Origin of the sequence: Mesorhizobium abyssinicae, from assembly GCF_049887195.1 — a bacterium.
Lineage (GTDB): Bacteria > Pseudomonadota > Alphaproteobacteria > Rhizobiales > Rhizobiaceae > Mesorhizobium > Mesorhizobium abyssinicae.
The window spans coordinates 154,083-177,374 of the sequence record NZ_JARAKC010000001.1 but is presented as its reverse complement, the minus strand read 5'-3'; the positions used below and the strand labels follow the sequence as shown (position 1 = coordinate 177,374).

Genomic DNA, 23,292 nt, shown 5'->3' with positions numbered 1-23,292 from the left:
GCCATGTTTGACCGGACAAACCTGCAGGTTCTGGCGAACCACGCCCGCGCGGCGGCCGAAAACATGGCCCACACGCTGCACCGCACCGCGCACTCCGCCTTCGTCAAGGAGACGCAGGATTTCACCGTGATGCTGATGGACCGTGCGGGGGCGACCTTCGCCGTGCCGATGGAACTCGGCGCCACGTGGTATCCGGGACTTTCCTACCACCGCGCGATCGCGATGGTCGACGACTACCGACCTGGAGACGTCGCCTTCACCAACGATCCCTATTCGGGCCACGTCGCCACGCACGCCCCCGACACGCATCTGTGGAAGCCGGTCTTCGTCGACGGCGAGATCGTCGCCTGGACCGGAGGTCACATCCACAACACCGACATGGGCGGGGCGGTGCCGGCATCGCTCAGCCGGGCGCTGACCGAAATCCATCAGGAAGGCATCCGCTTCCCGCCGATGAAACTGGTGCGGGAGGGCGTCTTCGACGAGACGATCCTGCGCATCATGAGCACCAATGTGCGCAAGCCCGACCTCAACATCGGCGACATCAAGGCGCTTGTCGGCGCGCTCAACACCGGCGAGCGCAAGATCCAGGCAATGGTGCGGAAGTTCGGCAAGGCCGGCTTCATCGAAGGGGTTGCCGCGCTTCTCGATCATGCCGAGGCGCAGGCGCGCGACGTGCTGCGCGCCATGCCCGACGGCACCTGGGAATTCGCCGACTATGCCGACGAGGATTCGGTCGAGGCCAATCCCTGCCGGCTGAAGCTGACACTGACGATCAAGGGCGACGAGGCGGTGCTCGACTTCACCGGCTCCGATCCGCAGTTGGGCTCCTCGCTCAACGTGCCTTCAGGTGGCGACCCGCGCCACACCATGCTGCTGGTCGGCGTCTACTACGTGCTCTACACGCTCAACCCAAAGCTCCTGCTCAACACCGGCCTCACGCGGCCGTTCACCTGCATCACGCCGCAAGGGTCGGTGCTCAATCCGGTCCACCCGGCAGCGGTGGGCATGCGCTCGCTCACCTGCGCCCGGCTGCGCTCGGTCATCTTCGGCGCCTTCTCGCAGGCCGTGCCGGAGCGCCTGCCCGCGGCGCCGGCCGGCAACAACTGCATCGTCAACGTCATGACTATCGACGAGCGCAGCAGCCGCACGATCATCGCCGCCGTGAACCCGGTGGTGGGCGGCGGCGGTGCGATGCCGCATCGCGATGGCACCAATGGATCGGGCGCGGATGCCGCCTATCTCAAGAACACGCCGATCGAAATCACCGAGACCGAGACCCCGGTCGAATTCGTGAAATACGGGCTCGCCAGGGACAGCGGCGGTGCGGGCCGCTGGCGCGGCGGGCTGGCGACCGAGATGGCTTTCCGCGTCTTTGCCCCCGACTCCAGGATCACAGCGCGCAATCGCGACCGCAGTTTTTTCCGTCCCTGGGGCGTGCTGGGCGGCAAGGCGGCCGGCCTGTCGGACATGGTCGTCAATCCGGGCACCGAGCACGAGCGGCGGCTGGGCAACATCGACACCGCGGTGCTGCAGCCCGGCGACCTGCTCGATATCCGCTCTGCCGGAGGCGGCGGGCGCGGCGATCCGCATCTGCGCGAGCCCTGGCGGGTCGCACAGGACGTTCGGCGCGGCTATGTCTCAGAGACATCGGCGGAGCGCGACTATGGCGTCGTCCTACGCGGCGGCGAGGTCGACGAGCAGGCGACGGAAAGGCTGCGCGCGCGGCACAAGCCGTCCCCGGGCCATTTCCATTTCGGTCCAGAGCGCGACGGCTACGAAGCGCAATGGACCCCTGTGGCCTACGACCGGCTCACTGCCATACTGAGCGACCTGCCGATCCACTGGCGGTTCTTCGCCAAGACCGAGATCTTCCGCCGCGTGAAGGGGGGCTCCGGGCCGGAGGGCGTACAGGCGGCCTTCGATGCGGCGTGCGAACGGTTCCCCGAACTGCCGCGTCCTGGCCCGGTGCGAGAGGCCGCTGAATGATCGGCGCCGGCCGCATCGTCCGGCTGGCCGAGCGCGACCGGACAGAGGTGAATTTCTTCCTCGATGGCGAGATGCGCAGCGCGCTGGCCGGCGATACCTTGCTGACCGCCATGCTGGCGTCGGGACAAGCCTTGCGAAAGTCCGAGTTCGGGCCTGAACCCCGCGCGGGCTTCTGTTTGATGGGAGCCTGCCAGGATTGCTGGGTCTGGCAGGAAGAGGGGCCGCGCCTGCGTGCGTGCACAACCCCTATCGCTGAGGGCATGCGGCTGCGCACGACGCCGCCGGAGAGCTGGCCGTGAGCGACGCTTCAGCGCCGAAAATCGTGATCGTCGGCGCCGGTCCGGCCGGCATAAGGGCGGCGGCGGTGCTGGTCGAGGCCGGGCTGCACCCGGTGGTGATCGACGAAGGCAATCGCTCCGGCGGTCAGATCTATCGCCGCCCGCCGGACGGATTTACCCGCACGCCGGGGCAGCTCTATGGCTCGGAGGCGGCGAAGGCACGGGCGCTGCATGACCTGTTCGACCGGTTGGTCAAGGATGAGCGCCTCACCCATTGCGCGGCGAGTTCGGTCATCGCCGCGCAGGACGGTCGGCTGCATGTGCTGGGGCAGGGCGGCATGCAGCTAGTCGGCTATGACCGCCTGATCCTTGCCACCGGCGCATCCGATCGCGTCGCGCCAGTCCCCGGCTGGCAGAACGCCGGTGTCTACAGCCTCGGCGCGGCGCAGATCGCGCTCAAGGCGCAGGGCGTGGCTCTAGGGCGGCGGATCGTCCTGATGGGATCGGGGCCTTTGCTGACGCTGGTCGGCGCCCAACTCGTCAAGGCTGGAGCGGATGTGGCGGCGGTGCTGGATACATCGTCCTGGCGCCAGCAGATGCGGGGATTCCTTGGGCTCGCCGCCCGGCCTCTGGTCGCGCTGCGCGGTCTGGCGCTGCGGGCGAGGCTCGGCGGCCGTTACCATGCGGGGGTGACGCTCGAACAAATCGAGGCCGACGAACAAGGTGTCATCGCGATGCGCTGGCGCGACGCTGGCGGCCGCGAACACGTCACGCGATGCGACATGATCGGCATGGGCTGGCACTTGCGTGCTGAGACACATCTGGCCGACCTCGTCGGGTGCGCCTTCGCCTATGACGCGCAGTGGCGGCAATGGCTGCCGAAGGCCGATGCGATGGGCCGTGCCGGGAATGGCGTCTACCTTGCGGGCGATGGGGTTCGGCTTCTGGGAGCCGACGGCGCGGAGATTGCCGGGCGCCTTGCGGCGGCGGCGTGCCTTGCCGATCTCGGACAACCGGCGCCGTCGGCCAGCGCCGATCTGCGCGAGCTCGCGCGGCTCGAGCGCTTTGCCCGCGGTCTGGCCCGCGCCTTTCCCTGGCCGGAGGCGATGGCGCGGGTGCTCCCTGACGACGCGATCGTCTGCCGCTGCGAGAACGTGACTGCAGGAGACATACGCCAGGGCGTGGCTTTCGGCGGCTGCGAGGCTAACAGGGTGAAGTCGCTGTCGCGCGTCGGCATGGGGCGCTGCCAGGGGCGCTACTGCCAGTTGGCTGCCGTCGAGCTTGTTGCGGCACAGGCCGGCTGCACGCCCGGCGCCGTCGGCCGGTTTCGCGGACAGGCGCCTGTCCGACCGGTGCCTATCGGCGCTTTTCTGCGGAACGGCTGACGCAATTGCGGATGCCGCGCATTGATGAGGGTCAAATCCTAGAAATCGGCAACCTTGCCCCAGGCGGAGGCTTCGAAGCGGCGCGGATCGTAGGATGTCGGATCGACGATCGGTTCCGACCCGGTCACCAGATCGGCGACGAGATGACCGGCGCCGGGCCCGATGCCAAAACCGTGTCCCGAAAATCCGGCGGCGAGGAAGAAGCCCGCAACGCTATCGATCTCGCCGATGGCGGGCACGCCGTCCGGCGTGCTGTCGATGTAGCCTGCCCAGGCAGCGCTGATCTTCGTCTTTCTGAGGTCGGGCAGAAGTTCAAGCGCGCGGGCATGGGTCAGACGGATGGTGGCCCGGTCCGGAGCCGGATCGAGGATGCGCATGCGCTCCATCGGCGTCGGCTGGTCGAGCCGCCAGCGCTGCAGCGTTTCGTGCCCCGAGCGCACGCCTTGCAGTCCGCCGGGCGCGAGGCTGCGCCACCGCTTCAGAAACATGGGCAGGAACTGCGACGAGAAGCGCAACTGCTGCGGCGTCACGTCGACGCGGCCGCGCCCGCTGATGGCAAGCGTGTAGCCGCCGTCGCCGCGACGCGTGACCGAGATCCTCGCCGTGTGCAGCGCATCCGGCAGGCCTTCGGCGCCGGGCGAGACGGACAGGATGGAGGAACGGATCGACGCCTGCGGAAAGCGGAAACCGAACTGCCGGCAAAAGGACGACGCCCAGGCGCCACCGGCCATGACCGCCACTTTCGTGCGGATCGTTCCGCTTTCGGTGACCAAGCCGCTCAGGCGTCCGCCCTCGGTCTCGATGCCGCGCGCGGCGCAATTCTGGTGCACGGTGCCGCCGAGCTTGAGGATGGCGCGGGCCACCGCGGGCGCGGCCCGCGACGGGTCGGCGGTGCCGTCGCTCGGCGAGAAAACGCCGCCCTTCCAGGTCCGGCCCGTGGCGCCGCCCCGCTCGCTGGCCTCGGCGCCGTCGAGCATATGGGTGGTCACGCCGGCCGTCCTGGCGAAGTCGCGCCAGCGCGCCCAGCCGGCCAGTTCCGCCTCGTCATTGCTGAGATAAAGCAGGCCGCAGCGTCGAAAGCCGGTGTCTTCGCCGGTCGCCGCCGCGAAGCTGTCCCACAGATCGAGGCTGCGGGTCGCCATCGGCAGTTCGCGGGCGTCGCGGTTCTGCTGGCGGCACCATCCCCAATTCCTCGAGGATTGCTCGGCGCCGATGCGCCCTTTTTCGACAAGCGCGACCTGCATGCCGCGCCTGGCCAGATAATAGGCCGCGAAGACGCCGACGATGCCGCCGCCGATCACCACCGCGTCCGCGGATTGCGGCAGTTTGCCAGATGTCTCGATTTGCTGCAGCGGCGCGCGCATGGTCTCTCTACCTTCACGCGCCAATCTAACGCGTTGCGCAGGCAGCCGCTGCCGCAGTTGAAGCCGAAGCAGAATTTTATTTCGGCAGCTCGGTCGAAATCGGAACTCGCTGCGTTTCAAAGCGGTGCCCGCTCGGATGGACAGGCCCGCGGGCTGTGGTAGTGTCAGGGCTGTTGGTACGGCAGCATTTTGTGCTGTGGCATGCGATCTTTGGAGACGGCCATGAAACTGGATCGGATCGACATCAAGATTCTTCACGAATTGCAGAAGAACGGCCGCATCACCAATGTGGAACTGGCCGACCTCGTGCATCTGTCGCCGAGCCCCTGCCTGATGCGGGTCAAGAAACTGCAGTCGGAAGGCTACATCGAGGGCTATTCCGCGCAGGTCAACATCGGCAAGCTCGGCCAGACGCTGACCGTGTTCACCGAGATCACCTTGAAGAACCACCGCCAGGTCGACTTCGCCCGTTTCCTCGCTGTCGTCGAGAAGATCGACCAGGTGATCGAATGCCACCTCGTCTCGGGCGGCTACGACTATCTGATGAAATTCGTCACCGCCGGCATCGGCGAATACCAGACGATCATGGAACGGCTAACCGACATGGATATCGGCATCGACAAGTATTTCTCCTTCGTCGTGCTGAAATCCCCCATCGTCAAGGCGCACATGCCGCTGCCCAGCCTGTTCCCGATGTGAGGCTCCGCGCATCGTCGCTCTAACCATCCGTTCAAGGCAAAGACGGAAAACCGTTCCTGGAATTGCTTCTAGCGGTGGCCGTATTGGCTGACGAGCTCGGGGTCGCGCACCAGGCCGTCGAGCCAAGTCGGATCGAGCTTCGGCACCGAAGAGAACAGTAGCTTGGAATAGGGGTGGGCGGGAGCCTTCACCTTGTCTGGCGTGATCTGCTCTACCCGCTGGCCATTGTACATGACCATGATCTCGTCGCAGATGGCCTCGACGACGGAGAGGTCGTGGCTGATGAAGATGTAGGAGAGCCCCAGCTCGCGCTGCAGCTCCTTGAGCAGTTCGATCACCGCTGATGCCACCACCGTGTCGAGCGCCGAGGTGATTTCGTCGCAGATGATGAGCTTGGGGTCGGCCGCCAGCGCGCGCGCGAAATTCACGCGTTGCTTCTGGCCGCCCGAGAGCTCCGATGGATGCCGGTAGCGCAGCGCCCTCGGCAGGCGCACCATGTCGAGCAGTTCGTCGACGCGCCTCGAGCGCGCCTGCCTGTCTAGCCGGTGATAGAAGGCGAGCGGGCGGGAGATGATGTCCTCCACCGCCTTGGCCGGATTGAGCGCGGTATCGGCGTACTGGAACACGATCTGCATCTCGCGCAGCTGGTCCTGGCTGCGTTTCCTTGCGGCGCGCTGCAGGTCCTTGCCATCGAAGACGATGTCGCCGGCCGCGGCCGGATGGATGCCGGCGATGACGCGCGCCAGCGTCGATTTTCCGCAGCCAGATTCGCCGATGACGCCGAGATTGCGCCCCTTCTCGACGACCAGGCTGACGGAATCGACCGCGCGGATAAGTGGCAGTCCGTCAGCCCGCATCGCGCCATAGCCGGCCGTCACGTCGTTTATACGCAGCAGCTGCTTCGTCCCGGCATCCGCGTCGGCCTGCCCTTGCCGCGGCTTCGGTTCGAAGGCGGCCAGCAGTTCGCGCGTATAGGGGTGCCGGGCAGCTGAAAGGATTGCCGCTGTGGTGCCTGCCTCCTGCACCTCGCCGCCCTTCAGCACCACGATGCGGTCGGCGATCTGGGCGACGACCGCGAGGTCGTGGGAAACATAGACACCTGCGATCCCGCCCGCCCGCATGACCGACTTGAATGCCTTCAGCACGTCGATCTGCGTCGTCACGTCGAGTGCCGTCGTCGGCTCGTCGAAGATCACCAGCTTGGGATCGCCGATGAGCGCCATGGCCGCCGACAGCCGCTGCAATTGACCGCCCGAAACCTGGTGCGGATAACGGCCGCCGATCCCTTCCGGGTCCGGCAGCGACAAGGCCCTGAACAGCTCGACTGCCCGCTTTCGCGCCCGTTCGGGCGGCATCAGCTTGTGGATCCGCGTGACCTCGATGACCTGCTCCATGATGGTGGAGGAAGGGTTGAAGGAGGCGGCGGCACTTTGCGGAACATAGGCAATGTCGGTGCCGCGCAGCCTGGCCCGTTCCTTTTCGGAAAGGCCGGCCATGTTCTTGCCGTTGACGTTGATCTCGCCGCCGGTGATCCGGCAGCCGGGCCGCGCATAGCCCATCAGCGAGAGCGCTACCGTAGTCTTGCCGGAGCCGCTTTCGCCGATCAGGGCGACGATCTCGCCGTCGGCTATGTCGAGGCTGACGCCCTTGATGATCTCGACAAGCCGTCCGGCGTCGGTCGTCGCCTCGATCCTCAGGTTCCTGACCTCGACGAGATTGCTCATGCGTCCCGGTCCCTGATCTTCTGCGGCAGGTTGTCGATCAGCAGGTTGACGCTGATGGTGAGGCTGGCGATCGCCAGCGAAGGCACGATGACGGCGGGGGCCGCGAAGGGCAGGCCGCCGATGTTCTCGCGCACCAGCGCGCCCCAGTCGGCGAGCGGCGGCTGCAGGCCGAGCCCAAGGAAGGACAGGCCAGAGAGCAGCAGAACGATGAAGACGAAGCGCAAACCGAAGTCGGCGAGCACCGGGCGGATGATGTTGGGCAGGATCTCGGAGCCGATGAGATAGAGGGTGCTCTCGCCGCGGACACGCGCGACGGTCATGAAGTCCATGGTGTTGATGTTGACGGCGAGCGCGCGCGCGAAGCGGTAGGCGCCGGGGATATAGATGACGGCGAGCGTCAGGATCAGCACCGGGATCGACGAACCGACCGCGGCGACGACGACAAGGCCGAACAGCTTGCTGGGGATGGAGTTCATGGCGTCCAGGAAGCGGCTGAGGCAGGTGTCGAGCCAGCCGCCGGTGACGGCCGCTATCATACCCAGCACGACGCCGGAAAAGCAGGCGATGGAGACGGCCGCAAGCGATATGCCGACTGTGTAGCGCGCGCCCATCAGAACCCGCGAGAGCATGTCGCGCCCGAGATAGTCCGAGCCGAGCCACAGCCCCTGTCGCATCGGGCCGAAATAGTCGTCGTCGACGATGTCGCCGATGGGATGGGGAATGATGTAAGGCGCGAAGATCGCGATCAGTGTCCACGCCAGGATCACCAGCGAGGCCACGACGCCGACGAGGTTGTAGCTGTGGCCCAGGAAGGATCGTCGGGAGGTTGTCGTGCGCGCTATCGTCATCTCAGCCTCGGGTTGGACATGATTGCGACGATGTCGGCGGCCGTGATGAGGAGAAGATAGCCGAGGCAGAAGATCATCGCGCAGCTCTGGATCAGCGGCAGGTCGCGGGTCGCGACCGCATCGACCATCAGCTTGGCGATGCCGGGATAGTTGAAGATCGTTTCGACGATGATCACGCCGCCGACCAGATAGGACAAGGAAAGCGCGATCGCGTTGACGATCGGCCCGAGCGCGTTGGGAAGCGCGTGCCGCAGCACCATCCGGCTGCGCGAGGCGCCTTTGAGGAGAGCCATCTCGACATAAGGCGTGGAGAGCGTTTCGATTACCGCGGCGCGCGTCATGCGGATCATCTGGGCGGAGATGACGAAGGTGAGCGTGATCACCGGCATTGCATAGATGCGCACGAGATCGGTCAGCGAATGCGCCTCGTTGACCGACGACAGCGCCGGCAGCCATCTGAGATAAACGGCAAAGAGCAAGACCGCCAGCGTGGCGACCATGAACTCCGGCACGGAGATGACGCCGATCGAAAGCACAGTGACGGTGCGGTCGTAGACGGAGCCGCGCAACATCGCGGCGGTGATGCCGAGCGTCAGCGCCAGCGGCACCGAGAGCAGCGCGGTGATGCCGGCGAGCTTCATGGTGTTGACCAGGCGCCCGCCGATCAGAGCCGCAACAGGCATCTCATTGGCATAGGAGGTGCCGAGGTCGCCGTGGAGCAGGCCGACAAGCCAGCGCAGGAAGCGCAGGATCGCCGGGTCGTTGAGATGCATGGCCTCGCGCAGGCCGGCGACCGCCTCGGGAGTCGCCGCCTGGCCGAGCAGGATCGACGCGGTGTCGCCAGGCAGCATGCTGGTGGCGAAGAACACGGCGAACAGCACGATCAATAGCGTGATGGCCGCGATCCCTAGCCGCTTCAGCACGAGGTTGAGAACCCCAGACGTCATTGAAAGCGCTCCCTGCGGTGCGTTCGGCCAACCATCTTGCGCAATGCAGTGCCGGGGGACCGGCTGACCGGCCCCCGGCAGTCGCCCCTCAGGCTTCGAGCCAGAGATATTCCGCCATTGCGTAGCCCATCATGCCACCGAGCGGGTTCGCCTCCAAACCCTTCACCTTGCTGGAGAGGGCATCGACGTTGGAGATGTAGGCCGGGATGATGGTGCCGGCCTCCTCGGAGACCATGACCTGCATCTGGTTGTAGATTTCCTTGCGCTTGGCCTGGTCGAGCGAGCCGCGCGCCTCGACAAGCAGCTTGTCGAACTTCTCGGACTTATACTGGCTTTCGTTCCAGGGGGCGCTGGAAGCGTAGAGCAGCGAGAACAGGATGTCCGGCGTCGGACGCGGATTGATGTTGCCGAAATGGATCGGCGCCTTGAGCCAGTAATTGTCCCAGTAGCCGTCGGACGGAACGCGCTGGACGTCCAGCTTCATGCCGATATCCGCGCCGGCGGCCTGGATGATCACCGCCATGTCGATCGACGAGGTCGCAGCGTCGGACGCGATCACCGGGATGGACTGGCCGAGCAGGCCTGACTTCTGGAAGTGGAACTTCGCCTTGTCCGGGTCGAATGCCTTCGGCTTGATGTCGGCGTTGTGGAAGATGTTCGCCGGCGAGACAGGTTGATCATTGCCGACCTCACCAAGGCCGCGCAATGCCGATTTGACGATCTGCTCGCGGTTGACGAGGTACTTCATGCCGGCCACGAAGTCGGCCTTGCTGCCCGGATCCATGTCGAGCCGGATGTTGAGGTCGGTGTAGTTGCCCGCGGTCGTCTTCGACAGTTCGAAGCCCTGCTGGCTCTCCAGGAGCTTCATTGAGCGCGGATTGATCGATGCGGCAAAATTGATGTCGCCGGAAAGCAGGGCGTTGACGCGAGCACTGTCGTCGGTGATGGCGATGAATTCGAAGGAGTCGAGATAGGGCTTGCCCGACTTCCAGTAGTTCTTGTTCTTGGTGACGACCGAACGCACGCCCGGTTCGAACGTCTGCAGCACGAAAGCGCCGGTGCCGTTGCCCTTGGAGAAGTCGGTGGTGCCGTCCGCCACGATCATGAAATGGTGCAGCGCCAGGATGGTCGGCAGGTCGGCATTCGGGTCGGCGAGCGTGATTTCGACGGTCGACTTGTCGACCGCCTTGAAGCCGGTCATCTGCGCCGCGATCTTGGCCACCTTGGAGCCGACCGCTTTGTCGAGATGGCGCTTCAGCGAGTAGACGACGTCGTCGGCCGTGAGGTCCTTGCCGTCGTGGAATGTGACGCCCTTGCGCAGCTTCACGGTCCAGGTCTTGGCGTCCTTGCTGTCGAAGCTCTCGGCCAGCTCCATCTGCGTGACGCCATCCTTGTCGAGGAAAGTCAGGCGGTTGTAGAGCGAGCAGCAGCGGACATAGTCGGTGGAGAGCGACGCCTTTGCCGGATCGAGCGTGTCGGCGGTCGAGGACGACCAGCCGGCCGCCTTGAAGCTTCCGCCGGAAACCGGCTCGGCGGCGACGGCCTGGCTGGCGCGGCCAAGCACCAGGCTGCCCGCGGCGACCGCGGCGCCACCGGCCAACAGCATCTTGAGGAGTTCGCGGCGGCTCGCGCCCCGCCGGATGGCGTTCTCGACCATGGCATCGTCTGCGCTGGTCCAGTTCGTGATCTTGTCGGTCATGTCATTCCCCTTTCTGTTTGTTTGGTCGGCATGCTCGTCTTGCTGCGGCTGTCCGGGCTTGGGTTCAGGTTCGTTCCTTCAGGCTTTCCCGAACGGCCGCCGCAAGGGAGGCCATCGAGGTGAAGTGGTAGTCCGGCACGGTGAAGCGCTCGGGCTCGATCGTGCCGCCATAGCCCTTCTGGGCATGCCGGCGTTCGATCCAGCAATTGGTCAGGCCAAGTGCCCGGGATATGCCGATGTCGTGATGCTGGCTTTGCGCGACGTGCAGGATGTCGTCCTTGCTGTCGCCCCTTGAGGCGACGAAATCGAAGACCTTCTGGAAGAACGCCGGATCCGGTTTCTCCGTTCCGGTATCGTCGGCGGTGAAGGTGGCGAAGAAGGGCGATCCGAGCTGCTTCTCGAAATGGTCGAGGGCCCAGCGTCGGGCATTGGTCATGGCAATCAGCTTGTGGGATTTCGCAAGGTCCGCCAATGCCGCCGCGCTGTCGGGGAAACCTTTCCAGACGCTGGCGGAATCGCGCAGGCGGACGCCGAATTTCTCGCCTGCCGGCAGGCCGAGCTGCGGCGCGATGACCATGTACACACGCACCAGATCGTCGGGAAACAGGCCGGCATCGGGCATGTAGCGGGCCTGCCGGTAGAGGGCCAGCGCGGCTTCGCCATCGATGGAGACGCCAGCCTCGGCGGCAATCCCGGCCAGGCAAGTCGTGATGCCGCCTTCGAAGTCGATCAGCGTGCCGACGACATCGAAGGTCATGTACTTGAATTCGCTGAAAGCCCTGGCCAAGAAACTAGCTCTCCTCTGCGCGATACCGGATTGCATGGTGCTGAACAGAACAAAATTCCGTGCTGTCCAAGGCGTTGGCCTTTTTCGAAAGCCCATAAATCCGCGCTTTCTGGCCTTGTCTTATAAGCAGTCTGGCACTTCCCCCGCGCTGGATTCGCCGAAAAGGCGTGAGGGGGCGGCACAAAATTGCGAAATCGTCTGCCCCGGCGATATTTCGAGATAGAAAAATTCGTCGCCCGTCATGCCAGGGCCTGACGGACGTCGGGATCGTCCAGCGTCTGGTCGAGCGTGAGGCGCGTGCGCTCGATGATAGCGTCGATGTCGCCGTCGGTGCAGCAGAGCGGCGGCGCATAGCCGAGGACACCGTTGGCAAAGGCGCGGATGATGAGACCGTTGTCCCACGCCCGGCCGAAGACGCGCCGCGCCGGCATGGCCGACGCCGGAAGCGGTGTTTTCTTCGTCTTGTCGACCACCAGCTCGATCGCGGCCAGCATGCCGCGACCGCGCACATCACCGACGAGCGGGTGGTCGCGCAGGCTTGCCAATCCTGTCATCAGGCGGGCACCGGCCTTGATGCCGTTCTCCAGAAGGCCGCCGTCTTCATAGAGCTTCAGCACCTCGAGCGCGACGGCGGCGCTGACGGGATGGGCCGAATAGGTGTAGCCGTGGCCGACAGCAGCGGCGCCCGCGCCGTCGGCGATGACGTCGTAGACATGATCGGCCATGAACACGGCGCCCATCGGGACATAGCCGGAGGTCAGCCCCTTCGCGGTCGTCATGAAATCGGGAACGATGTCCTCGTCCGTGCAAGCGAACAGGGGTCCCGTGCGCCCGAAGCCGGTGATCACCTCGTCGGCGATGAACAGGATGCCGTACTCCCGGCAGAGCTCGCGTATCGCCTTGATCCAGCCCTTGGGTGGGACGATGACGCCGCCCGAGCCCTGGATCGGCTCGGCATAGAAGGCGGCAACCCGCTCCGGTCCGATCTCCTCGATCTTGGCCTTCAGCGCGGCGAGCGATGCGGCGGTGATCGCGTTGCCATCGTCGCCCACCGGGTTGCGATAAGGGTAGGGCGAGGGGATCTTGTGCTGCCATTCGAAGGGGATGCCGAAACCGGCGTGAAAGGCGGGCAGTGCGGTCAGGCCGGCGCCGACCACCGATGAGCCGTGATAGCCGTGCTCGATGGAAATGAACTGGTCGCGTTTCGGCTCGCCCCTGGCATTCCAGTAGTAACGGACGAAGCGGATGGTGCTGTCGACCGCGTCCGAGCCGCCGAGGGTGAAGAAGACGTGATTGAGATTGCCCGGAGCGCGCTCGGCCAGTTCCGAGGCGAGGCGAATGGCCGGCTCCGAGCCGAGGTCGAAATAGGCGGTGGCATAGGGCAGTTCGCGCATCTGCCGGGCCGCCGCCTCGACGATGCTGTCGTGGCCGTAGCCGGCATTGACGCACCACAAGCCGGCGAAGCCGTCGATCAACTGCCGGCCGGATGCTTCGGTCACGGTGGCGCCCTTGGCCGATTTCAGGACACGCACGCCGAGCGCCTCATGGCCGCGGTATGAGGAGACCGGATGGACGAGATGGGCGCGGTCGAGTTCGATCAGGGAATTGGCGAGCATTGTTGTCCTCCTAGCCGAGCGCCTGGTTGGCGAGGGCGTAAACTTTTGGCCTGGCCTGTTCCGACCCCGGCTTGGGCGGACGGTCCATGGCCACGCCGCCGCCGACATGGACGAGGCCGATTTCGGTGAGCCAGCCATCGATACCGGTCCGGCTGTCGGTATCCACGCGCAGGAAGGCGCCGCCGCGCGGCGCGGCGAAAAAGCTGATCAGGTCTTTCGCGGCCTCGGCGCTTCCCGCGATGACCGGGCCGATCACCTCGCCGCGCCCGAAAGGACGGATCGCGGCATAGGCCTCGATGGCGCCGTTGCGGCGGATGATTGCGAAGTGGCCGCGCTCGGCCAGCGCATCGATCAGGGCTTCCCGGTCGGCCCCATAAGCGTCGCGATCGAGCGCTTTGATTTCCGGCAGATCGCCAATGCTTGCGGCTTCAACGCCGTCGGGCGCGTCAAGCTCCGTCACCTTCCCCTGGTGCTGCAGGATGGTGCCGGAGGGCACGAAGCCGAGCTTTTCATAGAGCGGCTCGCCATCCGCCGTCGCGACCAGCCGTAGCGGACGCTCGCCTGCGAGCGCGAAGGCCTGATCCATGAGCCGGCGCCCGAGCCCCTGGCCCCGCACATTCCTGTCGACGATCACCATGTTGATCATGGCGCAATCATTGCCATAGGGCGTTACCAGGATGGTGCCGGTGACACGGCCCTGGTCGTCGAGCGCGACCGCGCCGCTCGAGAGTTGCAGCGCCATCTGCCAGTCCTGCGCGCGATGCGGCCAATTCTCCTGGCGAGAAAGCGCTACCGCACCCTCGATATGGTCCGGCCCGAAGGCCTGGAGTTCGATCTCGCCCTGCTGCATGAGGCATCCTTCCGTCTGCTGATCAAGTCTCGGCCATCGGGGCACCGCAGATCGTCTGAAGGCTTTGGCTTGGACAGTATCTTTCGCCGTAGCGCGAGGCATGCGCCGCATCTTGTGCTGGCGCGCCCGCCGCGGCGGACGCGCTTCACGTCTCGCGCGACGACGTAATCGCCACACCAGATGCTACAGCGTGCCAAACCGGATGGCGGATACGGAACTTTCTGCTTTCGGGACGCCGATTTCGGTCAGGTCGGCCGCCTTCTGCCGTCCTATGATGAATTCATCCGAACGCGGATATGCTTCCACCGGAGATCGACGGACATGGCTTCCTTCAGGCCCAAATACATCACCTTCGACTGCTACGGCACGTTGACCAATTTCCAGATGGCGGAAGCCGCACGCGACCTCTACGGCAGCCGGCTCGACGAGCCGCGCATGCAGGAGTTCATCAAGAATTTCGCGGCGTACCGGCTGGACGAGATCCTGGGCGACTGGAAGCCCTATGCGGAGGTCATTCACAACGCGCTCGAGCGTTCCTGCAAGCGCAACGGCGTTGCCTTCAGCCCCGACGACGCGAAGATGGTCTATGAGCGCGTGCCGACCTGGGGGCCGCATGCCGACGTTCCGGCCGGCCTGGCGAAAGTCGCCAAGGAAATTCCGCTGGTCATCCTGTCCAACGCCATGAACGCGCAGATCATGTCCAATGTCGAGAAGCTCGGCGCGCCGTTCCATGCCGTCTACACGGCTGAGCAGGCGCAGGCCTACAAGCCGCGCTTCAAGGCCTTCGAATATATGTTCGACAGGCTGGGCTGCGGTCCGCAAGACATCCTTCACTGCTCGTCGTCATTCCGCTACGACCTGATGTCGGCCCATGATCTCGGCATCAAGAACAAGGTCTGGGTCAACCGCGGCCACGAACCGGCCAACCCGTACTACGGCTATGTCGAGATATCAGATATTTCGGGTCTTCCAGGCGTGGTCGGTCTCTGAAACAGGGCGGATTGCCATGAAGTTCGTCTCCTACTGGCACGACACCGCCCCCGACTTTTCCGGCGCGGCGCAAGGCCCGGTCGAGGGTCATTACGATGCCGCCATCATCGGCGGCGGCTTCACCGGTCTCGCCGCCGCGCGCCAACTGGCGAAGGCCGGCGCGAAGGTGGCAGTGCTGGAGGCGGAGCGGGTGGGCTGGGGCGCATCCGGGCGCAATGGTGGGCACCTGAACAATGGCCTCGCCCATAGCTTCCTCTCGGCCAAGGCGGAGCTCGGCAAGGAACGCGCAATCGCGCTGTACCGAGCGCTCGACGACTCCGTCGATACCATCGAGGCGCTGGTCGCCGAGGAGAGCATCGACTGCAACTTCCGCCGCGCGGGCAAGCTGAAGCTCGCCTCCAAGCCGCAGCATTTCGAAGCGATCGCCCGCAACTTCGAGGCCGTCCATGCCGAGGTGGATCCGGACACGGCGCTGCTGTCGGCGGCGGAGCTCAAGTCCGAGATCGGTTCGCCCTTCCATGGCGCGATGCTGTCGAAGAAGAGCGCCATGATGCATATGGGCCGCTATGTGGCAGGTCTGGCCACGGCCGCCGCCCGCCACGGCGCCGTGATCCACGAGAACACCAGGGTGACGGACCGCAAGCAGACCGGCAGCAGGCATGAGCTGACCACTTCGCGCGGCCGGATCAGCGCCGACAATGTGCTGGTGGCGACCGGTGCCTACACCACGCCGAATTTCGGTTATTTCCGTCGCAGGATCATCTCCGTCGGCAGCTTCATCATCGCCACGCGGCCGTTAAGCGATGCCGAGATCGCCACGACCATGCCGGGCAACCGGACATGCGTGACCTCCATGAACATCGGCAACTACTTCCGGCTTTCGCCGGACAAGCGCCTGATCTTCGGCGGCCGCGCGCGCTTCTCTGCAACGTCGGATCAGCGCTCCGACGCCAAAAGCGGAGAGATATTGCGAGCAGGCCTCGCCGCGATCTTCCCGCAACTCGCCAAGGTCGAGATCGACTATTGCTGGGGTGGGCTGGTCGACATGACCAAGGACCGGTTTCCACGGGCCGGCTACCATGATGGGGTCTGGTACGCGATGGGCTATTCCGGCCACGGCGCGCAGCTTTCCACTCATCTCGGCATGATATTGGCCGATGCCATGCTCGGCCGCGAGGACCGCAATCCGCTGAAAGGGCTCGAGTGGCCTTCCATTCCCGGCTATTCCGGCAAGCCCTGGTTCCTGCCGATGGTCGGCCTCTACTACAAGGCGCTTGACCGGATTCAGTGAGGCAGTAGGGGAGTAGGCAGTAGGCAGTAGGCAGTAGGCAGTAGGCAGTAGGCAGTAGGCAGTAGGCTAGTGTCTTCCTGTTGCCTACTGCCTACTGCCTATTCCCATGTGGAACGTTTTCATCTCGAGATATTCCTCGATGCCGGCCTGGGCACCTTCGCGCCCAAGACCGGACTGCTTGACGCCGCCGAAGGGGGCCACCTCCATCGAGACCGAGCCGGTGTTGAGCCCCACCATGCCGAACTCTAGCGCCTCGCCGACGCGCCAGGCGCGTTTCAAATTCTCGGTGTAGAAGTAGGAAGCAAGCCCGTAAGGCGTGCCGTTGGCCAGCGAGATCGCCTCTTCCTCCGTCTCGAAGCGGAAAAGCGGCGCGACCGGGCCGAAAGTTTCCTCGCTGGCAAGCTGCATGTCTTTCGTGGCGCCGGTCAGCACCAGTGGCGCGACATACTGGTGACCGACCGGTAGCGCCGGCTTTTCGGTGATGATCGCCGCACCCTTGGCGAGCGCGTCCTCGACGTGACGGTTGATCTTCTCGACTGCCGCCATGTTGATCATCGGTCCGATGGCGACGCCGGGTTCGGTGCCCGGCCCGACCTTCATGGCGTTGACACGGGCGGAGAGCTTCGCGGCGAAGGTCTCGTAGACACCGGCCTGGACGATGATGCGGTTGGCGCAAACGCAGGTCTGGCCGCCATTGCGGAATTTTGAGACCAGCGCGCCCTCGACGGCAAGATCGAGGTCGGCGTCGTCGAAGACGATGAAGGGCGCGTTGCCGCCAAGTTCTAGGCTGAGCCGCTTCACGCTGTCGGCCGCGCCGCGCATCAGCAGCGAGCCGACCCGCGTCGAGCCGGTAAAGGAGATCTTGCGCACGGTCTCGTTCGCCATGATCTCGTTGCCGATATCGGCCGGCACGCCGGTGACGATGTTGATGACGCCGGCGGGGATGCCCGCACGTTCGGCGAGCACGCCGAGCGCCAGTGCCGAATAGGGCGTGAACTCCGATGGCTTGATGACCACCGTGCAGCCGGCGGCCAGCGCCGGCGCGACCTTGCGGGTGATCATCGCATTGGGAAAATTCCACGGCGTGATGATGCCGCACACGCCGACCGGCTCCTTCAGGACGATGATGCGCCGGTCTTTCGTCGGCGAGGGGATGGTGTGGCCGTTGATGCGGCGTGCCTCCTCGGCGAACCATTTGACGAAGGACGCGCCGTAGCGGATCTCGCCTTTGGCCTCGTCCAGCGGCTTGCCCTGTTCCGTCGTCAGGATCAGCGCAAGATCGTCCAGATGCGCCAGCATCAGCCCATGCCAGGCCTCCAGGAGGGCAGCGCGCTCGGCGTTGGTCTTCTTCCTCCAAGCCCCATAGGCAGCAGCCGCGGCGTCTATGGCCGCGCGGGTCTGCGGAGCGGCCATGTCGGGCACGGTGCCGATCGCGGCCTGGGTCGCCGGATCGATGACATCGACCGTCTTGCCGGAGTCGGCGATGACCCATTCGCCGCCGATAAAACCGGCTTCGCGGAAGAGGCTTTTGTCTTTCAGGTTTCTCATCGAAAACTACCTTGCAATCAGGTGAGCGCCGCGACGACGGCAGCGGTGATGGCTTGTGTGCGATCCTTGCCGGGGGTGGTTCCAATGCCTCGCGCGGTTGTCGCCTCGAGCGCCTTCATGACGCGGCCGGCGGCAGCCTTTTCGCCGAGATGATCGAGCATCATGGCGCCGGACCAGATGGTGGCGATCGGGTTGGCGATGCCGAGATGGGCGATGTCGGGCGCAGAGCCGTGCACCGGCTCGAACATGGACGGCGCCGAACGGTCGGGATTGATGTTGGCGGAGGCGGCATAGCCGAGCCCGCCCTGGATCGCCGCGCCGATGTCGGTCAGGATGTCGCCGAACAGGTTGGAAGCGACGAGCACGTCGAGGCTCTCCGGCGCCATGATCATGCGCGCCGCGAGCGCATCGACATGATAGCTGGTCACCTCGACGTCCGGATAATCCCCCGCAAGCTTGCGGGTGACCTCGTCCCAGAACACCATCGAGTATTTCTGGGCGTTGGACTTGGTGACGGAAGCAAGTTTGCCCCGCCGTGATCGCGCCTGCTCGAAGCCGAAGCGCAGGATGCGCTCGACGCCGGCGCGGGTGAAGATCGATGTCTCCACCGCGACCTCGTCCAAAGTGCCCTGGTGCACACGCCCGCCGGCGCCGGAATATTCGCCCTCGGTGTTCTCACGGATGCACAGGATGTCGAAACCTTCCGCTCGCAGCGGTCCCGTGACCCCAGGCAGCAGGCGGTGTGGCCGGATGTTGGCATATTGCACGAATGCCTTGCGGATCGGCAGCAGCAGGCCGTGCAGCGAGACCGAATCCGGCACCTCCGCCGGCCAGCCGACCGCGCCGAGAAGGATGGCGTCGAAGCCGCGCAAGGTCTCGATGCCATCCTCGGGCATCATGCGGCCGGTCTCCTTGTAGAAGCGGCAGGACCAGGGGAACTCGGTGCCCGTCAGGGCAAAGCCGTCCTGCTTGGCGACGGTTTCCAGCACCGTCCAGGCGGCGGCGGTGACATCGCGGCCGATGCCGTCACCGGGGATCAGGGCGATCGAGTAGGATTTCATCGGCATCCCTTCATACGCTGACCAGGACGCTCTTGGTCCTGCGGTTGGCCAGATAGGCGTCGCGGCCAAGGTCCTTGCCGATGCCGGAGCGCTTGTAGCCGCCGGTCGGCAGGATGTGGTCGCGCGAGCGGCTGTAGCGGTTGACCCAGACCGTGCCCGCTTCGAGCTTGCGCGCCAAACGGATCGTACGCGATAGATCGGAAGTGAACAGGCCGGAAGCCAGCCCGTAGGTAGGATGGCTGGACAGCGCCAGCGCCTCGTCCTCGGTCTCGAAGGTCTGGACGGTGAGCACCGGGCCGAAGATCTCCTCGACGATCGCGGGATTGGACTGATCTACATTGGCGATCAGTGTCGGCGCGTAGAAATAGCCGCGGCTATCCATGGCGGCGCCGCCGGTCAGGCATTCGCCGCCTGCCGCCACCGCAGCCCGCACAATGCTGTCGACACGCGCCCGCTGCCGTTCCGAGATGATCGGCGAATAATGCGTCGCCTCGTCCCAGGTCGGGCCAGGCCGCACGGCCTTCATCTTCTCCAGGATCGCGGTCGTCAGCCTGTCGGCGACGCTCTTCTCGACGATCAGCCGGGTGCCGGCGACGCAGGCCTGGCCGGCGTTGAAGGTGACGCTGCCGGCGATCGCCGTCGCCGCCTTGTACAGATCGGCATCGGCAAAGACGAGCTGCGGGCTCTTGCCGCCAAGCTCCAGCGTCATCGGCTTGACGCCGGTGCGAGCGACGTTCTCCATGATCGCCGAGCCGGCGCGAGTCGAGCCGGTGAAGCTGACCTTGGCGATCTCGGGATGGCCGGTCAGCGCCGTTCCGGTCGTCGGACCGTCTCCCAGCACCACGTTTATGAGCCCTGCCGGCAGACCCGCCCTGACGGCGAGTTGCGCCATGCAGACAGCCGAAAAGGGTGTCATTTCCGACGGCTTCAGCACCACCGCATTGCCCGCGGCCAGCGCCGGGCCAAGCTTCCATCCGGCCATCGAGATGGGAAAATTCCAGGGCGTGATCGCGCCGACCACGCCATAGGGCTCGCTCATGATCATGCCGAGACTGGCGTCGTCGGTCGGCACGAGCTCGCTGCCTTCCTTGTCGGCGAATTCGGCAAAGAAGCGGATCTGCTCGGCGGTCACCGCGATGTCGCCGGCAATGAGCTGGCCGACCGGGCGGGTGGAGCACAGCGCCTCGATCCTGGCCAGCGTTGCGGCTTCGGCCTCGATCAGGTCGGCCCAGGCCTGCAGCGCCCTGGTGCGCTCGCGCGGCCGGACGCCGCCCCAGTTGCTGGCCTTCAGCGCCGTCTTGGCGCTCTCCACCGCACGGTCGATCATGTCGGCGCCGGCCACCGGGCAGGCGGCATATTCCTTGCCGTCGGACGGGCGGCGCATCTCGATTGCGCCTTCGGCCGCGATCATTTCCCCGCCGACAAAATGGCCGACGAAAAGGGGAATTGTGTTCGGATCGAAGCTCAGGCTCATGGGCAACCACTTAGCAGCGTTGGCCGAAGCCTAGCGCGGGCGGGCAAGCAGCATGCATCGTTCGTCGAACCGTCGCGGATGATTGTTGCGTGCGTGTCGCGCGGGACGGCAAAATCTGTCGCTGCGGCTTGTAACCCGCGCCGACCGTTCAACCGACAGTCACGTAGATCTTGCGCACCGTTTCGATCGTCTTCCAGACCCCGGTGAAGCCCGGCTTCATGACGAAGCTGTCGCCGGCGCCGTAGGTCACCGGCTCGCCGCCGTCCGGCGTGATCTCGATCACGCCAGACAGGATGTGGCAGAACTCGAAAGTCTCTCCCTTGATCGAGCGCGTCTCCCCCGGCGTCGCCTCCCAGACGCCGGTATGGACGAGGTCGTCCTTGGCTGCGTCCTGTGCCCAGGTCTTGAAGGCGGGGTCGCCGGCAATCAGCCGCTCGGGCAACGCCTTGGACTGGCGTGGCGGGAAGGACGGATCGGTATCGAGGGTCTTCAGCAGGGACAAGGAATGACCTTTCAGGTTGGAGCTTCAATAGCCGCGCGACCGGTCGACGAGCCCGATCGGATCGAGCCCGGCGCGGTGGCGCTTGATGTTGTCGATGACGGCGCGCGCAGCGGTGGCCGGCTGGGTGACGCTGGCGACATGCGGTGTCAGGATGATCTTCGGGTGCGACCAGAATGGATGGCCCGAGGGCAGAGGCTCGGGATCGGTGACGTCGATCATCGCTGCCGAGAGGTGGCCGCTGTCGAGCGCGGCGACAAGCGCTTCGTGGTCGAGTTGCGGCCCCCGACCGGCGTGGACGAGCGCCGCGCCCTTGGGCAGCTTCGCGAACAGCTCGGCATCGAGGAAACCGCGCGTCTCCTCGGTCAGCGGCAGCAGGCAGACCAGAATGTCGCTGGCCGCAAGCATCTCCTGCAGCCCGTGCCGGCCATCGTGACAGGTCACGCCCTCGATCCGCCGCGGCGAGCGGCTCCAACCGGCAAGCGGAAAGCCGAACGGCTTCAACCGGTCGAGGACGGCCTGGCCGAGCTGCCCCAGACCGAGCACCCCGATCCGGCGCGAGGCGGCCTGAAGCTGCGGTATGTCGCGCCATTCGCCGGCGCGTTGCTGTGCCAGATATCCAGGGAGGTTGCGGTGGAGCGCAAGCACGGCAAGCGTCGCATATTCCTGCATCATGCGCACGATGCCTTCCTCGATCGTACGCACAATCTTCACCTGTTCCGGCACCCTATCGAGGCGGAACTGGTCTACGCCGGCGCCGATGGAAAACAGGATCTCCAGGTTCCTGTAGCGCGCGAGGTCTTCCGGCGCAGTCCAGGTGATGAGATAGCGTACCGCGTCGGGATCGACCGTTGCTGCATTCGTCGTGAAGCGGATGTCCGGCAGTTCCTCGGCGAAGGCCTCTGCGAAGACCGCGCCGCGGCGCGCATCGGAATTGAACAGGAAGGTCATCCCCGGGTCCCCTTCAAGCCGCGCAGCGGGCGCCCAGCGCCTCGATCAATCGCTGGCAGGCGGCGAGCTCGCTGGCGAGGATGTATTCGTCGGGCTTGTGGGCGCGACCTATGTCGCCCGGGCCGCAGATGATCGCATCGAAGCCGGCGGCCTGGTAGAGTCCGGCCTCCGTGCCGTAGCTGACGGCGGCGAGCGGCGCTTCGCCGGTCAGCTCGGCCAACAGTGCCGCCAGTGCAGCGTCCTGCGGCAGCGACAGCGCCGGATAGGCGCTCATCGGCGTCCACTCGATCCGAAAGCCGTCGACCGCAAGGGCTTCGGCTCGCGCCCTGACCGGCGCGAGCAGGCTGGCCGGGTCGACGCCGGGTATGGCGCGGGCCTCCAGGTCCAGCGTGCAGGTGTCTGGAATGATGTTGACCGACTGCCCACCCGTCACCACGCCCGCCTGCAGCGAGGAATAGGGCGGCTCGAAGGCGGGGTCGAACGGACCGCACGTCAGCCGCTCGGCTTCGCTGACGGCCGCGCCCAGCGCAGCGGCCATGGCATGGATGGCGTTGAGCCCGAGATCAGGTCGCGACGAATGGCCGGACCGCCCGTTGACCGTCACCCGAGCCGCCGCCTTGCCCTTGTGGCCGCGCACGGCCCGCATGCCGCTCGGCTCGCCGACGATGACGCCGAGCGGTTTCGCGCAAAGTTCGGGAAGGCGGGCGATCAGATGCGGTACGCCGCGGCAACCGACCTCCTCGTCGTAGGAGAAGGCGAGGTGGATCGGTCTGGCCAGGCGCAGTTCTGTCAGGTGAGGCACAGCCGCCAGCGCGGCGGCAAGGAACCCCTTCATGTCCGTGGTGCCACGCCCGTAGAGATATTCGCCCTCCCGGCGCAGCGCGAAAGGGGCCGAGCTCCATTGCGGCTCGCCGGCCGGGACGACGTCCATGTGGCCGGACAGGATGTAGCCCGGGACATCGGCGGGGCCGATCGTCGCGAACAGGTTGGAACGGTCGCCTTCCGGCCCCGGAAGCAGGGTGACCTGCGCCCCGTGCTGCGCAAGATGGGCCGCGATCCAGCTGGCGATGTCGCCGTTCGGTTTGCCGGCGACCGATGGAAAGGCGACGAGACGGTCGAGGATGTCGAAGACGTCCATTCCAACCCTTGAAAGATTTCGGGTCGCCGGGATCGGTGCCGACGACCATATGGTGCTAGATTTCCGGAGAGGATGTGGGCGTTCTTTCGCGATTGCGTGCCGAAAGCGGAAGTGTTTCAGTTGAATCTAGCGTTGGCGCGCGGCTTTCGAGCAA

The 23,292-nt window shown here is 65.5% G+C and carries 20 protein-coding genes; 6 read left to right on the top strand and 14 right to left on the bottom strand.

Annotation, left to right across the window (positions count from 1 at the left end):
- The first annotated feature begins 3 nt into the window (after positions 1-3).
- The 3 genes from PU724_RS00740 to PU724_RS00730 are packed head-to-tail and all read left to right on the top strand — an operon-like array spanning position 4 to position 3,652.
- Positions 4-1,989 carry a hydantoinase B/oxoprolinase family protein gene (locus PU724_RS00740; RefSeq protein ID WP_354419162.1) on the top strand — a complete coding sequence of 662 codons (1,986 nt, stop codon included), beginning with the start codon at positions 4-6 and terminating at the stop codon, positions 1,987-1,989.
- Complete coding sequence (locus tag PU724_RS00735) at positions 1,986-2,288, top strand: (2Fe-2S)-binding protein (RefSeq protein WP_354419160.1); 303 nt, start codon at positions 1,986-1,988, stop codon at positions 2,286-2,288. Before PU724_RS00740 ends, PU724_RS00735 begins: the two co-directional genes overlap by 4 nt.
- The gene (locus tag PU724_RS00730; protein ID WP_354419158.1) at positions 2,285-3,652 is read left to right on the top strand and encodes an FAD-dependent oxidoreductase; all 1,368 of its coding nucleotides are present in this window, start codon (positions 2,285-2,287) and stop codon (positions 3,650-3,652) included. The genes PU724_RS00735 and PU724_RS00730 overlap by 4 nt, the downstream gene beginning before the upstream one ends.
- 38 nt (positions 3,653-3,690) lie before the next feature.
- Here the strand turns inward: PU724_RS00730 and PU724_RS00725 are convergent, their stop codons facing one another.
- The gene (locus PU724_RS00725; RefSeq protein ID WP_354419156.1) at positions 3,691-5,016 is read right to left on the bottom strand and encodes an NAD(P)/FAD-dependent oxidoreductase; all 1,326 of its coding nucleotides are present in this window, start codon (positions 5,014-5,016) and stop codon (positions 3,691-3,693) included.
- A gap of 222 nt (positions 5,017-5,238) precedes the next feature.
- Here PU724_RS00725 and PU724_RS00720 point away from each other — a divergent pair, with 222 nt between their 5' ends.
- Positions 5,239-5,715, top strand: a complete 477-nt coding sequence (locus PU724_RS00720) for an Lrp/AsnC family transcriptional regulator (protein WP_127407051.1) — start codon at positions 5,239-5,241, stop codon at positions 5,713-5,715.
- A gap of 68 nt (positions 5,716-5,783) precedes the next feature.
- On the opposite strand, the gene PU724_RS00715 is transcribed toward PU724_RS00720, so the two are convergent.
- The 7 genes from PU724_RS00715 to PU724_RS00685 form a co-directional block, all read right to left on the bottom strand.
- Positions 5,784-7,439: an ABC transporter ATP-binding protein gene (locus tag PU724_RS00715; protein ID WP_354419153.1), complete on the bottom strand. Its 1,656-nt coding sequence runs from the start codon at positions 7,437-7,439 to the stop codon at positions 5,784-5,786.
- The gene (locus PU724_RS00710) at positions 7,436-8,287 is read right to left on the bottom strand and encodes an ABC transporter permease (protein ID WP_135859338.1); all 852 of its coding nucleotides are present in this window, start codon (positions 8,285-8,287) and stop codon (positions 7,436-7,438) included. Before PU724_RS00710 ends, PU724_RS00715 begins: the two co-directional genes overlap by 4 nt.
- The gene (locus PU724_RS00705; protein ID WP_128274915.1) at positions 8,284-9,234 is read right to left on the bottom strand and encodes an ABC transporter permease; all 951 of its coding nucleotides are present in this window, start codon (positions 9,232-9,234) and stop codon (positions 8,284-8,286) included. The genes PU724_RS00710 and PU724_RS00705 overlap by 4 nt, the downstream gene beginning before the upstream one ends.
- 88 nt (positions 9,235-9,322) lie before the next feature.
- Positions 9,323-10,933 carry an ABC transporter substrate-binding protein gene (locus PU724_RS00700; protein ID WP_127309837.1) on the bottom strand — a complete coding sequence of 537 codons (1,611 nt, stop codon included), beginning with the start codon at positions 10,931-10,933 and terminating at the stop codon, positions 9,323-9,325.
- Between the two features lie 64 nt (positions 10,934-10,997).
- Complete coding sequence (locus PU724_RS00695) at positions 10,998-11,756, bottom strand: HAD-IA family hydrolase (RefSeq protein WP_426212976.1); 759 nt, start codon at positions 11,754-11,756, stop codon at positions 10,998-11,000.
- A gap of 203 nt (positions 11,757-11,959) precedes the next feature.
- Positions 11,960-13,336, bottom strand: coding sequence for an aspartate aminotransferase family protein (locus PU724_RS00690; protein WP_354419148.1), 1,377 nt, complete (start codon positions 13,334-13,336; stop codon positions 11,960-11,962).
- Between the two features lie 10 nt (positions 13,337-13,346).
- Positions 13,347-14,186, bottom strand: coding sequence for a GNAT family N-acetyltransferase (locus PU724_RS00685; RefSeq protein ID WP_354419146.1), 840 nt, complete (start codon positions 14,184-14,186; stop codon positions 13,347-13,349).
- Between the two features lie 321 nt (positions 14,187-14,507).
- Between PU724_RS00685 and PU724_RS00680 the strand changes: the two genes are divergently transcribed.
- Both PU724_RS00680 and PU724_RS00675 read left to right on the top strand, forming a co-directional pair.
- The gene (locus tag PU724_RS00680) at positions 14,508-15,176 is read left to right on the top strand and encodes a haloacid dehalogenase type II (protein WP_354419144.1); all 669 of its coding nucleotides are present in this window, start codon (positions 14,508-14,510) and stop codon (positions 15,174-15,176) included.
- 16 nt (positions 15,177-15,192) lie between these two features.
- Complete coding sequence (locus PU724_RS00675) at positions 15,193-16,467, top strand: NAD(P)/FAD-dependent oxidoreductase (RefSeq protein ID WP_354419142.1); 1,275 nt, start codon at positions 15,193-15,195, stop codon at positions 16,465-16,467.
- 84 nt (positions 16,468-16,551) lie between these two features.
- Here PU724_RS00675 and PU724_RS00670 read toward each other — a convergent pair whose 3' ends face one another.
- From PU724_RS00670 to argE, 6 genes are all read right to left on the bottom strand, one after another.
- Positions 16,552-18,015 (bottom strand): NAD-dependent succinate-semialdehyde dehydrogenase, encoded by a 1,464-nt coding sequence (locus PU724_RS00670; RefSeq protein WP_354419140.1) that lies wholly within the window; start codon positions 18,013-18,015, stop codon positions 16,552-16,554.
- A gap of 17 nt (positions 18,016-18,032) precedes the next feature.
- A complete protein-coding gene (locus tag PU724_RS00665; RefSeq protein WP_127283391.1) occupies positions 18,033-19,076 on the bottom strand; it encodes a tartrate dehydrogenase in 1,044 nt (347 codons plus the stop codon).
- Positions 19,077-19,086: 10 nt separating this feature from the next.
- Entirely contained in the window at positions 19,087-20,550 is a 1,464-nt protein-coding gene (locus PU724_RS00660; protein WP_354419137.1) for an aldehyde dehydrogenase family protein, read from the bottom strand.
- Positions 20,551-20,698: 148 nt separating this feature from the next.
- Positions 20,699-21,052 carry a cupin domain-containing protein gene (locus PU724_RS00655; RefSeq protein WP_292167512.1) on the bottom strand — a complete coding sequence of 118 codons (354 nt, stop codon included), beginning with the start codon at positions 21,050-21,052 and terminating at the stop codon, positions 20,699-20,701.
- Between the two features lie 24 nt (positions 21,053-21,076).
- A complete protein-coding gene (locus PU724_RS00650; protein WP_354419136.1) occupies positions 21,077-22,000 on the bottom strand; it encodes a 2-hydroxyacid dehydrogenase in 924 nt (307 codons plus the stop codon).
- A 13-nt stretch (positions 22,001-22,013) separates the two neighbouring features.
- Positions 22,014-23,138, bottom strand: a complete 1,125-nt coding sequence (argE, locus tag PU724_RS00645) for an acetylornithine deacetylase (RefSeq protein ID WP_354419134.1) — start codon at positions 23,136-23,138, stop codon at positions 22,014-22,016.
- Between the last annotated feature and the right edge of the window lie 154 nt (positions 23,139-23,292).